The organism is Mesorhizobium sp. M7A.F.Ca.AU.001.01.1.1 (genome assembly GCF_004022735.1).
Taxonomy (GTDB): Bacteria; Pseudomonadota; Alphaproteobacteria; order Rhizobiales; family Rhizobiaceae; genus Mesorhizobium; species Mesorhizobium ciceri.
Map to the genome: position 1 here is coordinate 1 of NZ_RZPF01000133.1, position 11,193 is coordinate 11,193.

An 11,193-nucleotide genomic window follows, 5' to 3' on the forward strand; every position below is an offset into this window, starting at 1 on the left:
TCGATGCTCAGGTCAGTCGATTGATGCGTCGGGACGCGCCAGTACGGCGGCCCGCGGCGGTATCTTGCAACCATCACGTTTCCGTGCGATAAATTCCGTGTTCGGGCATTTGCGACCCGGAGAGCGGAACGTTTTGGACGACCTTTCCCCGATACTGTGAATCTCTGACGGCCCCGTTTTCGGCGGGGGGTTTGACCATGCGCCAATGCATGACTGCCGAAGCAACCACCGGGAACTGCCCTTTGCGCCAGGCGGCGGGCGGGACCACCAAAGACTGAACGGGTGAAGGAGTTTCCCCAATGGCCCAGACCGGCACCGTTAAATTCTTCAACGCGACCAAAGGCTTCGGTTTCATCACGCCCGATGGTGGCGCCAAGGATGTGTTCGTCCATATCTCCGCGATCGAAGCTTCCGGCTTGCGCACGCTCGTTGATGGCCAGAAGGTCACCTTCGACGTCGAGCCGGACCGCATGGGCAAGGGCCCCAAGGCCGTCAACCTCCGCGCAGCCTGAGCCATCGGCGCGCCGCATGTCACTTAGACGTGCGACGGAGGCTCCATGCCTGCACCTGGCCTGGAGAGGGATCTGAATTTTGAAAGGCGCGGCGATCTTCGTCGCGCCTTTTCCTTATCGAAGGCGCGGGCCAGTGATGTCGCCCAAGCGGCCGGGTTCTGGGCAACGACTTGCATAAAAACAAAGACCCGAAGCATGCCGCAACGTGCTTTAGACGCCCGCAAAACTTTCTCTTGCCGATGACGCTAAAATAAAGGACAAATTTCCACTCGGGCATTTGCCGGCCCGAGACTGGAGTTTATGGGACAAAGGAGCTTCCCATGCCGCAGACCGGCACCGTCAAATTCTTCAATCATGCCAAGGGCTTCGGCTTCATCACGCCCGATGATGGCGCGAAGGATGTTTTCGTCCATATTTCAGCTGTGCAGGCGTCCGGTCTTCCCGGCCTCGAGGATGGGCAGAAAGTGTCGTTCGATACCGAGCCGGATAAGCGCGGCAAGGGTCCCAAGGCCGTCAACCTGTCGGTCGGCTGAGCCGGCTTCGAACCGGCGCTCCCGGGCAGATCGCTCCCTTGAGAGCCTGTGATTTTTGACGTCCGTTTTGAATAAACACGTTAAAATCCGTTCAGCCCCCGTTCAGCCACGGTCGCATATTAGTCTTCGGTAAAGCCGGACCGCATCCCCGAAACTGCACGGGCCGGAACGAAGGAGACCGACATGAACCGAATTTTCAAAACCGCCGTCCTGGCCGCTGCCGTGGCCGCCACCACGCTCACGGCCTTGCCCGCCGCCAATGCGCGCGACTGGCGCCGTCATCATGGCCATCATGGCAATGGCGATGCCATTGCCGCCGGCGTGCTCGGCCTCGCGGCCGGGGCGCTGATCGGTGGCGCATTGGCCAATGACCGCCCGCCGCCCGACGCTGACCGCTACTACGATGACGGTTACTACGATCGTGACGTCGTGGTGCGCCCGGCCCCGGTCCGCCGCTATTATGCGGAGCCGCGGGTGGTCTACGCCAATCGTTATGCCGAACCGTGGACGCGTGACTGGTACGAATATTGCTCGGACCGCTACCGCAGCTTCAATTCCCGTACCGGCACGTTCACCGGCAATGACGGCGAACAGCATTTCTGCACTGCCAACTAACCAAGGGCTTCCCTGCCCCAAAACAGAAAAGCGCTGACCGCAAGGCCAGCGCTTTTTTGTTGTGGTCTCTACAATGTCAACGGTCTGCTTGAGGCTGATGAAAAACAGCTACGGTTCCGAGCCTGGTTCAAGTCAAAAAAGGATTGGTCCGCCTCTCCTCGCCAAAACGTCCGCCGGCACCGTGGCCACAGATGAAGCCGATGTCGTCGCCGAGCGGCAGGAGCTTGTCCTTGATCGAAGCGATCAGCGCCGTGTGGTCGCCGCCCGGCAGGTCGGTGCGGCCGACCGAGCCGCGGAACAGCACGTCGCCGACATGGGCGAACTTGGCTGCGCGGTTGTAGTAGACGACGTGACCGGGCGCATGGCCGGGGCAGTGCAGCACCTCGAACACATGGCCGCCGAACGACACGGTCTCGCCTTCGGCCAGGAACCGGTCGGGCACGCAGTTGCGCGCTCCGGCGATGCCGTAGCGCTTGCCCTGGTTTTCCAGATTGTCGAGCAGCGACTTGTCGGCCTCATGCGGACCGATGATCTCGACGCCGAGCGCCTCCTTCAACTCCATTGCACCGCCGGCATGGTCGATGTGGCCATGCGTTATCCAGATAGCTCCGGCTGAGATCGCATTGTCCTTCAGCACCGCCAGTACCTTGTCGATATCGCCGCCCGGATCGACGACGACGCCATGCTTGTCATCCATGTCGAACAGGATGGTGCAATTCTGCTGGAACGGTGTGACCGGCACGATGCCGGCATTGAGCTGACCCATGATCGTCCTTTCGATGTTCACGGGTGATGTAGAGGCGCGGACAAAGGGCGTCCACCCTCGAAAGACGAACAGTCAGTAGCCCCAAAACGGAAATGGGCGGCCGAAGCCGCCCATTTGAAAAGACCGAAACGGCCTGCTTACTTCTTCATGGCGCCCATGACCGCGCCGAGAATGGCGGTCAGGATCGCGCCGCCGCCGGCGCCGCCGACGATGTTCTGCAGGTTCAGCGCGCTGCCGAGACCGCTCGTTGCTGCTGCCGCAGCCGCCGGATCGACCGCACCGCCACCCAGCAGGCTGCCGAGGATCGCCGCACCACCGACGCCGCCAATGGCTCCGCCCAGGATTTTGGGAAGCTGACCCATCGCCGCCGTCTTGAGCGCCGCACCGACCGCCTGACCACCGATGATGCCAGTAATCACCTGTATGATGATCGGAAGAAGCGTGTTCATGTCCATATGATTAGTCCCTCCATAGCTGTCAGCCTCCCGGGCCGACACCATCATGAGACGCCGAATTGGACGAAAGTCAAATGCAGAAACGCTGAAATAAAAGGGGCGGCCCGAAAACCGCCCCTACTTCCTAAAAAAGCTGTGACTTTCGTTATTCTGCGGCGATCGCGTGCTTGGGCTGAACGGCCGCAGAATAGTCATTCATAAGATTCTTGGCTATTTCGCCGACCTCGAATCGGTAAGGCCCGATCTCCGAAACCGGCGTCACTTCCGCTGCCGTCCCGGTCAGGAAGCACTGCTCGAAGCTTTCCAGCTCTTCCGGCAGGATGGCGCGTTCAATCACCTCAAGGCCGCGATCCTTGGCCAGCCCGATGACCGTGCGGCGGGTGATGCCGTCGAGGAAGCAGTCGGGCTTGGGTGTGTGGATCTTGCCGTCCTTGACGAAGAAGATGTTGGCTCCGGTCGCTTCGGCGACCTGGCCACGCCAGTCGAGCATCATGGCATCGGCATAGCCCTTGGCCTCGGCGGCGTGCTTGGACATGGTGCAGATCATGTAGAGCCCGGCGGCCTTCGACTTGGAAGGCGCGGTGCGCGGGTCGGGCCGGCGCCATTCCGCCACATCGAGACGGATGCCTTTCAGCTTCTGCGCAGGATCGAAATAGCTTGGCCATTGCCAGATGGCGATGGCGCAGTTGATGCGGTTGTTCTGCGCCGAGACGCCCATCTGCTCACTGCCGCGCCAGGCGATCGGCCGGACATAGGCGTCCTGGAAACCCTGCTTCTTGAGAAGCGTGGAAGAGGCGTCGTTGAGCTCGGCCACCGAATAGGGGATCTTGAAACCGAGCAGGCGTGCCGATTCATGCAGGCGCTCGGTGTGTTCGTTGAGCTTGAAGATCTCGCCGCCATAGGCGCGCTCTCCCTCGAAAACAGCGCTGGCGTAATGCAGCCCGTGCGTCAGCACATGGATCTTGGCGTCACCCCATTGGACGAATTCGCCGTTCATCCAGATGAAGCCATCGAGTTGATCGAAGGGAACGGATGCCATGGTAACCTCCCACGGGCGGCAGCCCGGATAGTTGTATCGTTGTGTGTTTCGTGTCGGCCGCCCAAAGCGGCTTTTATGGTGGAGCGTAGGCGGATAATTGCGCTCTGGCAAACTTAGGAAATTCCGGAAAAACCGGCTTCCCTTGCCTTTTCGTTCGCAATCCGCCCAAAAGCTTGTCAAAAATTACCATTGCAGGGAAATTACGTCAATAGTACTGACATAATCTCTCTTTCCCACGGAGAAATAATGACGGATCGAAGCCCAGCCGCCGGAAAACCGATCAGGACCGCAATGTCGGTCGAGGACGGCATCGACTTCGCCATCATCGAGCTGCTCTTCTTTGCCTATCGCGACTTCACCTCCGATCCGGACCAGATCCTGGCCGATTACGGCTTCGGCCGGGCCCACCACCGGGTGCTGCATTTCGTCAACCGCAGGCCGGGCCTGACGGTCGCCGAACTGCTCGACGTGCTGAAGATCACCAAGCAGAGCCTGGCCCGTGTGCTCAAGCAACTGATCGACACCGACCATATCGTGCAGTTGCAAGGTCCGCGCGACCGCCGCCAGCGCGAACTTTATCCGACAGCCAAAGGCCGTGCGCTGGCGCTGGCGCTGGCGCGGCCACAGTCGCGCCGCATCCATGCTGCATTGGGGGATTCCGGAGTAACCGAACGGACCTTGGTGGAACGGTTCCTCGAAGCGATGGTCAATCCGGAACTGAGGGCGCAGATCGACGTTGGGTCCGCAAAAATGTCAGGGAAAAGCCATGGAGAGCACTGAACGGGTCGATCACGCGGCCGCGCCGGACGACGACGCGCCGCATCTGCTTGTCGTCGACGACGACACCCGCATCCGCAATCTTCTCAAGCAGTATCTGACCGAAAATGGCTTTCGCGTCACCGTTGCCGGCAATGCCGGCGAAGCCAGGCGCAAGCTTGCCGGCCTCGACTTCGACCTTCTGGTGCTGGACGTCATGATGCCCGGCGAGACGGGCGTCGACCTGACCAAGTCGCTGCGGGCCGAAAAGAACGTACCGATCCTGATGCTCACAGCGCTGTCGGAGACCGACAGCCGCATCTCAGGGCTGGAGGCTGGCGCCGACGACTATCTGCCAAAGCCGTTCGATCCGCGCGAGCTGATCCTGCGCATCAACAACATCCTGCGCCGCGGTGGCCCGGCGACCACGCCCAAGGTCGAGCAGTTGGTCTTCGGCCCCTACACGTTCCAGATCGCCCGGCGCGAATTGAAGCGTGGCGGCGAGGCGTTGAAGCTGACCGATCGCGAGCAGGAGATCCTGGCGATCTTCGCCGCGCGGGCGGGCGAGACGATACCCCGCCACGAGCTTGTCGGCGACGATTCGGAAGTCGGCGAGCGCACCATCGACGTCCAGATCAACCGGCTGCGCCGCAAGATCGAGCGCGATCCGTCCAATCCGGTCTGGCTCCAGACCGTACGCGGTATTGGGTATCGGCTCAGCGTGGAATAGAATGCCGCCTGCGGCCGGCTGAACGGCTGCGGGCAAGCGAAAAGAGCGAATGGCAACCACGGAACTGGAACAGCCGGGCAATGGCGGCTTGAGCGCACGCGCTGCGCGGACGCTGAAGGCGGTGCCGCGCGCCTGGAACCGCTTCTGGCGCCTCGTCTCGCTCTATATGCCCAAGCGGCTCTATGCCCGCTCGCTGATCATCGTCATCGCGCCGATGATCCTGCTGCAATCGGTCGTCGCCTTCGTCTTCATGGAACGTCACTGGGCAACCGTGACGCAGCGCCTGTCGCAGGCCACCGTGCGCGACATCGCCGCCATCATCGACCTGATCGAGACCTATCCGCGCGATGCCGACTACACCAACATAATCCGCATCGCCCAGGACCGCATGCAGCTGAAGGTCGACCTCTTGCCGCCCGACCCACTCCCCGCGCCCGGTCCAAAGCCGTTTTTCTCGATTTTGGATGATGTTCTCTCGTCCGAGATCACCCGCCAGATCAACCGCCCGTTCTGGATCGACACGGTCGGCAACTCCAACATCGTCGAGGTACGCGTGCAGCTCGAGGGCAAGGTGCTGCGCGTCTTCGTGCGCCGCAGCCAGGCCTATGCCTCTAACACCCACATCTTCCTGATCTGGATGGTCGGCACCTCGCTGGTGCTGTTGATGATCGCCATTCCCTTCCTGCGCAACCAGATCCGGCCGATCCTGATGCTTGCCGAAGCCGCCGAAAGCTTTGGCAAGGGCCGGCCGATGCCGCGCGATTTCCGGCCGCGCGGCGCCGAGGAGGTTCGCCGCGCCGGCTTTGCCTTCATGCAGATGCGCGAGCGCATCGAACGCCAGATCGAACAGCGCACCGCCATGCTGACCGGCGTCAGCCATGACCTCAGAACCATCCTCACTCGCTTCAAGCTGCAGCTGGCGCTTTCCGGCGGCAAGGCCGAGACCAAGGCAGCGCTCGACCAGGACATCGACGACATGCAGTCGATGCTCGAAGGCTATCTGTCCTTTGCCCGCGGCGAAGCTTCGGAAGACGCCGGACGGTTCGATCTCGAGGCCTATTTCGAAAAGCTCGACGAGGAAGCCAGGCTGCGCAAGCGTAAGCTGTCGACGACGCTTGCCGGCGATCACGATGTGCATGTGCGGCCCAATGCCTTTGCCCGGCTGATGTCCAACGTCATCGGCAACGCCTTCCGCTATGCCAAGACGGTGGAGGTCAACGCCACCCATGGCCGCGGCTCGCTGCTGGTCACCATCGACGACGATGGTCCGGGCATTCCCGCCGATCGACGCGAAGACGTGTTCAAGCCTTTCGTGCGGCTCGACGAGGCCCGCAACCTCGATGCCAGCGGCACCGGGCTCGGCCTGTCGATCGCCCGCGACATCGCCCGCTCCCATGGCGGCGACATCACTCTTGAAGACAGCCCGCTCGGCGGACTGCGCGCCATCATCAAGGTTCCGGCATAACCGGGCACGATTGCGAAAAGTGGAAACGGCTTCATCCGCCCGTCATGAAACCATGATCAAGAGCGCGCATGAAGCGCGCGACCTCAATTGATTCGGCCTTGCCGCCTCACTTCGACCCCGTACCTGTCCGGGTGCGCTGGAGCGAAGCGAGAGCAGCAGGCTGGTCGCCGTTCCGGCATCGTCTCAAGGCAACCGTCGACCTTTCAAGCAAAGGGCCGCCATGCGCATACTGATGGTCACCGATGCCTGGCGCCCGCAGGTCAACGGCGTCGTCCACACGCTGGAGCGGCTCACCGAGACGCTGAAGTCCTTCGACGTCGCGGTGGATTTCCTGACGCCCAATATCTTTCGCACCCTGCCCTTGCCGACCTATCCCGACATCAGGCTGGCGCTGACCACGCCCGGCCATGTCGCGCGCCTGATCGACGCCGGCAAGGCCGACCACATCCACATCGTCACCGAAGGACCGCTGGGCATCATGGCGCGGCGCTATTGCCGCAATGCCGGCCGTCCATTCACCACCAGCTATCACACGCGCTTCCCCGAATATCTCAGCGCCCGCCTGCCGGTGCCGGAAAGCTGGGCCTATCGCTGGCTGCGCGATTTCCATAATTCCGGCCAGGGCACGCTGGTCGCCACCCAGTCGCTCGCCGACGACCTTTCCGCGCGCGGCTTCACCAAGCTGCGGCCATGGACGCGCGGCGTCGACACCGACCATTTCCGCCCGGACAGGAAGAAGGACCTCGGCTTCCCCGGCCCGATCTTCCTCTGCGTCGGCCGCGTCGCCATCGAAAAGAACCTGGGTGCTTTCCTCGACCTCGACCTGCCCGGCAGCAAGGTGATCGTCGGCGAAGGCCCCGAGCTTGCCAGGCTGAAGGCGAAATATCCGCAAGCGCATTTCCTCGGCCATCGCCCCAACGACGAACTGGCCGAGATCTATGCGTCGGCCGACGTCTTCGTCTTCCCGAGCCGCACCGACACGTTCGGCAACGTCATCATCGAGGCACTGGCCAGCGGCACGCCGGTTGCCGCCTATCCGGTGACCGGGCCGATCGACATTGTCGGCGATGGTTTTGGCGGCGCGGTCTCCAACGATTTGCGCGAGGCCTCACTCGCCGCGCTCAACGTCGACCGTGCCGAAGCCCGCGAACGCGCCATGCGCTATAGCTGGAAGGCCTGTGCGGAAATGTTCCTCGATACGGTCGAGGAAGCACTGGGCACACGGCGAAAGCTGGCGGCCTGATCGTGCTTTTCGTTATCCAAGGGCGAAGCTGACACACCGCCACGGATGACAAAGCGCGGCGACGCACAATCAACCGTTAGTCTGCCACGGCACCTTGTTTCAAAGGGATGGTTCGGCGTGACGTATTGTGCGACTTCGGAGCCATGACCAAGTCAGATTGATAATTGTCGGCGACTCAAAATTTACCATTTCTACCTACATTGTGGCATGCTCGAAGCAACAGCCAGCAACAAAATCAACAGTTACACGAGCCATTTCATCAGGCCAGAAGGTATCTTGCTGATAGTTCTGCTGGTGGTGGCTTTCTTGCCCGTACTGCTCGTCGACATACCCGCTATGGCAGACTATCCAAATCATCTCGCAAGAATGTCGATCCTGATGCGCGCCGGTACGCCCGAAGCCCATCCCTACTATGAAGCCGCGTGGGCACCCTACCCTAATCTAGCCATGGATCTCGTCGTCCCGTTCGCTGGGCGCTTGATCGGGATCGAGCTGGCATCAAAGCTTTTCTATCTAGTCTCGCAAATGCTGGTCGTCAGCGGGGCAATGGCCGTCGGAGCGGCCGCACAGGGGCGTGTGATCCTCAGCGGCTTCGTCGCTTCGCTCTTCCTCTACGCCATGCCTTTCGCTTTCGGATTCGTGAATTTTGAATTTGGACTCGGGATCGTTCTTTGGTCCATCGCGGTTTGGATTTGGCTTGCGGAAAGACCTTTGCCGCTGCGCCTTGCGATCCACGCCGTCTTCGTCGTGGTTCTGTATATCTCTCACCTATTTGCCCTCGGCCTGTATGGCATTGTGGTGGGGCTGTACGAACTCTCCCGCTGGCCAGACCATATTGAGAATTGGAAACGCACGATCTTGCTGGTTGCCGGAATGGCTGCTCCGGTCGTCGCAGTTGGCGCCCTGGCGCTCGCCTACGGCGGCAAAGTGGGTGGCGAAGGAACCGAATGGGCCCTGTCGGCGAAATTGTTGGCGCTGGTTCAAGTCAACGGCTTCAGCAGATACACTTCCTCAGCCGTGACCGTGGTGCTGGTCATTCTCAGTTACCTTGCGGTGAAGCACAGGATGGTGGCGGTCTCTCGCGTCGGCTGCTGGATAGGCTTTGGGCTCTTGTGCCTGTTCATTCTCATGCCGTTTCGCGTTGCGGACACGGCCTTTGTCGACGGGCGCGTCCTTCTGGCGCTTGTTCTGATCCTGCCAGCCTTCGTCACGATCAAGCGTCCGCAAGGCTCGCGTGGAACACTTCTCGTCGCGCTGGCGTTTGGCGCCGGGCTTGCAAACAGTGGCATCGCGATCTGGGCCCAATTGTCGTGCCGCGGCGAATATCGTGCCCTTATGACCGCGTTCGACGCCATTCCAATGGGTTCGCGAATCCTTACCGGCCAGAATGGCCTCCCAGACGACCCGCCAACGAATCTGCTCCTTTATCCAATGTACAATGCTGCCGCGTTGGCTGTAGTCACACGCAATGCACTGATGCCAACGCTGTTCACCTATCCGGGAAAACAGCCGGTGAGGCCCCGGCCGGAAGTGGCAAACCTGACCGTACCGCAAGGCGGGCCTATCCCGATGTCTGAGCTGGAGGCCTACGCCGCCGGTGCTTTACCACCGGTCGAGGCAGCGTATGCAGCGCATTGGACCCGTGACTTTGACTATCTGCTGGTAATCGCGCCGGAGCGCAGCCCGCCACGACACGGCAACCTTGAATTAATCGCCGAAGGCAAACAGTTCAAATTTTACAGAATAAGGAAATTGGTCGACGCGGACAGGAAAAGCGGATGATGTCCACGCGCGACACTCCTGTCACGACATGGCATGAAATTCATGCTGAAGCATCTGCCGAAAGGATTATCAATCCATCCCGGTTCGCGGGGGATTCCGATCCCCAGTTGAGACCCTAAAACAACCGCCCGCCATCCGGCACCTTACGCTCGATCGCGCCGAGCACCACGGCGCCCTCTTCGTCGGGAAAGCCGAGAGTGAGCACTTCCGACATGAATGGACCGATCTGGCGCGGCGGGAAATTGACCACCGCGAACACCTGCCGGCCGATCAGCGTCTCCGGTGTATAGTATTTGGTGATCTGCGCCGACGATTTCTTGATACCGATGCCGGCGCCGAAATCGATCTTCAGCTTGAACGCGGGCTTGCGCGCCTCGGGAAACGGCTCGGCCTCGACGATCGTGCCGCCGCGGATGTCGACACGATCGAAATCGGCAAAACTGATCTCGGGCTTGCGCTCGGTGTTCGAACTCATCTTGGTCTTGTCTGCCTTAACGGGGACTCAGGCGTTGCCGTAGGTCTCGAACAGCACACCGGCCAGGGCATCCTTGGCCGAGGTTCCCGACCAGACGACGAACTGGAATGCCTGGAAATAGCATTCGCAGGCTTCCAGCGCCGACGACAGCAACACTTCGACCTGCTGGCTCGACGGCTCGACCCCGCCGGCCAGCAGCAGCGACTGGCGGAACATGATCGCGCCCTCCTGCTCCCAGAGGTCGAAATGGCCAAACAGCATCTGCTCGTTGATCAGCGACAAGAGCCGCATCACTTCCAGCGTGCGGGTCTCCGGCACCTTGATATCGAAGGCGCAGGCCAGGTGCAGCGCCTCGAAATCCTCCATCCACGAAAAGGAGACGTGATAGTCGGTCCAGCTTCCGGCAACCGAGATCGAAATCTCGTCGTCGCCGGCCCGCTCGAAAGACCAGTCGTTGTTGTGGGCCACCTGCTCGATAACATCCACCGGATGGATTTCGCGGGAGAATTCGAGTTCGAGAAGTTCCATGGAATGCTTCCTGTCGTTCTGTACGAGCGCCGCCACACGCTCCGCGGGAGGGCACACACAACGAACAATCTTGTCTAGAACTCGGACGGCCAGGACTTTCCTCGCGCAAAGACGACTTCTCGACGCAAAGACCCCAGACCGGACCCCACCGCCCGGTCGCATGATCCTGCTCCGAATCATGCAACAAATTCAGTCTATTGATCGGGAGTCGCGTGAACAGCCCAATTTTTCGCACTGCGTCATTCGCATGTGGAAAGCCGCTGTCACAAAGATTCATGCAATGCCGTTAAGCGA

General features: G+C 61.0%; 13 protein-coding genes. 8 read left to right on the forward strand and 5 right to left on the reverse strand.

The genetic code is table 11. The annotated features are described in order from the left end of the window. Positions 1 to 299: 299 nt before the first annotated feature. The 3 genes from EN884_RS10900 to EN884_RS10910 all read left to right on the forward strand — a co-directional run bounded on the left by EN884_RS10900 (position 300) and on the right by EN884_RS10910 (position 1,660). The gene (locus tag EN884_RS10900) at positions 300 to 512 is read left to right on the forward strand and encodes a cold-shock protein (protein ID WP_006202520.1); all 213 of its coding nucleotides are present in this window, start codon (positions 300 to 302) and stop codon (positions 510 to 512) included. A 320-nt stretch (positions 513 to 832) separates the two neighbouring features. After that, on the forward strand, positions 833 to 1,045 hold the full coding sequence (locus EN884_RS10905; protein WP_013530020.1) for a cold-shock protein: 213 nt from the start codon (positions 833 to 835) through the stop codon (positions 1,043 to 1,045). 183 nt (positions 1,046 to 1,228) lie between these two features. Further along, the gene (locus EN884_RS10910) at positions 1,229 to 1,660 is read left to right on the forward strand and encodes a BA14K family protein (RefSeq protein ID WP_013530019.1); all 432 of its coding nucleotides are present in this window, start codon (positions 1,229 to 1,231) and stop codon (positions 1,658 to 1,660) included. A gap of 127 nt (positions 1,661 to 1,787) precedes the next feature. Here the strand turns inward: EN884_RS10910 and EN884_RS10915 are convergent, their stop codons facing one another. The 3 genes from EN884_RS10915 to EN884_RS10925 form a co-directional block, all read right to left on the reverse strand. After that, positions 1,788 to 2,426 carry an MBL fold metallo-hydrolase gene (locus EN884_RS10915; RefSeq protein ID WP_063168837.1) on the reverse strand — a complete coding sequence of 213 codons (639 nt, stop codon included), beginning with the start codon at positions 2,424 to 2,426 and terminating at the stop codon, positions 1,788 to 1,790. 137 nt (positions 2,427 to 2,563) lie between these two features. Beyond that, positions 2,564 to 2,881: a hypothetical protein gene (locus EN884_RS10920; protein WP_013530017.1), complete on the reverse strand. Its 318-nt coding sequence runs from the start codon at positions 2,879 to 2,881 to the stop codon at positions 2,564 to 2,566. Between the two features lie 145 nt (positions 2,882 to 3,026). Then, positions 3,027 to 3,920: a branched-chain amino acid aminotransferase gene (locus EN884_RS10925; RefSeq protein WP_013530016.1), complete on the reverse strand. Its 894-nt coding sequence runs from the start codon at positions 3,918 to 3,920 to the stop codon at positions 3,027 to 3,029. Positions 3,921 to 4,166: 246 nt separating this feature from the next. Between EN884_RS10925 and EN884_RS10930 the strand changes: the two genes are divergently transcribed. The 5 genes from EN884_RS10930 to EN884_RS10950 all read left to right on the forward strand — a co-directional run bounded on the left by EN884_RS10930 (position 4,167) and on the right by EN884_RS10950 (position 9,896). Next, positions 4,167 to 4,700 carry a MarR family transcriptional regulator gene (locus EN884_RS10930; RefSeq protein WP_024505623.1) on the forward strand — a complete coding sequence of 178 codons (534 nt, stop codon included), beginning with the start codon at positions 4,167 to 4,169 and terminating at the stop codon, positions 4,698 to 4,700. Beyond that, positions 4,687 to 5,406, forward strand: a complete 720-nt coding sequence (locus EN884_RS10935; RefSeq protein ID WP_013530014.1) for a response regulator transcription factor — start codon at positions 4,687 to 4,689, stop codon at positions 5,404 to 5,406. Before EN884_RS10930 ends, EN884_RS10935 begins: the two co-directional genes overlap by 14 nt. A 49-nt stretch (positions 5,407 to 5,455) precedes the next feature. Beyond that, entirely contained in the window at positions 5,456 to 6,871 is a 1,416-nt protein-coding gene (locus EN884_RS10940; protein ID WP_013530013.1) for an ATP-binding protein, read from the forward strand. Positions 6,872 to 7,091: 220 nt separating this feature from the next. After that, complete coding sequence (locus tag EN884_RS10945) at positions 7,092 to 8,114, forward strand: glycosyltransferase family 1 protein (protein WP_013530012.1); 1,023 nt, start codon at positions 7,092 to 7,094, stop codon at positions 8,112 to 8,114. 207 nt (positions 8,115 to 8,321) lie between these two features. Then, entirely contained in the window at positions 8,322 to 9,896 is a 1,575-nt protein-coding gene (locus EN884_RS10950; RefSeq protein WP_063168838.1) for a hypothetical protein, read from the forward strand. A 115-nt stretch (positions 9,897 to 10,011) separates the two neighbouring features. Here the strand turns inward: EN884_RS10950 and EN884_RS10955 are convergent, their stop codons facing one another. Further along, complete coding sequence (locus EN884_RS10955; protein ID WP_063168839.1) at positions 10,012 to 10,371, reverse strand: tRNA-binding protein; 360 nt, start codon at positions 10,369 to 10,371, stop codon at positions 10,012 to 10,014. 27 nt (positions 10,372 to 10,398) lie between these two features. Next, positions 10,399 to 10,899, reverse strand: a complete 501-nt coding sequence (locus tag EN884_RS10960) for a YbjN domain-containing protein (RefSeq protein ID WP_013530009.1) — start codon at positions 10,897 to 10,899, stop codon at positions 10,399 to 10,401. Between the last annotated feature and the right edge of the window lie 294 nt (positions 10,900 to 11,193).